The sequence below is a fragment of the Actinobacillus vicugnae genome, assembly GCF_901687125.1.
GTDB classification, from domain to species: domain Bacteria; phylum Pseudomonadota; class Gammaproteobacteria; order Enterobacterales; family Pasteurellaceae; genus Actinobacillus; species Actinobacillus vicugnae.
Genome location: NZ_CABFJY010000043.1, coordinates 1 through 530, shown reverse-complemented (window position 1 = coordinate 530; position 530 = coordinate 1). Strand labels below are relative to the sequence as shown.

The 530-nt window shown below is 38.7% G+C and carries 1 protein-coding gene and 1 pseudogene; both read right to left on the bottom strand.

All coding sequences use genetic code 11. From position 1 onward, the window contains the following. Positions 1–275, bottom strand: a pseudogene (locus F8M47_RS08185) (hypothetical protein); the annotation flags it as partial. 61 nt (positions 276–336) lie between these two features. Then, a partial coding sequence (locus F8M47_RS08180; protein WP_150539623.1) for an IS3 family transposase occupies positions 337–530 on the bottom strand: 194 nt, incomplete at its 5' end.

The following is a 530-nucleotide window of genomic DNA, read 5'->3' as shown; positions in this document are numbered from 1 at the left end:
CCGCTTTTCGTGCCGTGTAAGTACGGTTGAATATTATAGTAAGTCCGTTGTTTGGCATTTTTATCTTTCGGATTGTCACTCACCGTCAGCTTCTCTACTTCCGACAAGGGGAGCATTATCTCCACTTCTGTTTGGTTATGTAAATCTATGACTTGTTTATTCTCAGTTACATAGCCATAAAGCTTACTGCCTCGATTAACATACAAGAAATTGTCCTGAATCCCTTTCTTTTCTTTATCTTTATCGTAAGCGGCTTTCGCTTTTTCTCTGAACATATTGAGGTTATCATAAGTAAAAACCTCCAAATGTGATCTGACCCCAAAAAGTTAGACACATTTAATTCAAGGACTGGGTTCTGTATTCAACAGGGCTTAGTCCTTTTAGTTTCACTTGAATACGCTCATGGTTATAGTAATACATGTACTCGTGAAGGGTTCTTTCAAGTTCGGCAAAAGTGTCAAAGCGTTTGCCAAAATAACATTCCGTTTTCAGCCGCCCGAAAAAACTTTCCATTGCACCATTATCTAAGC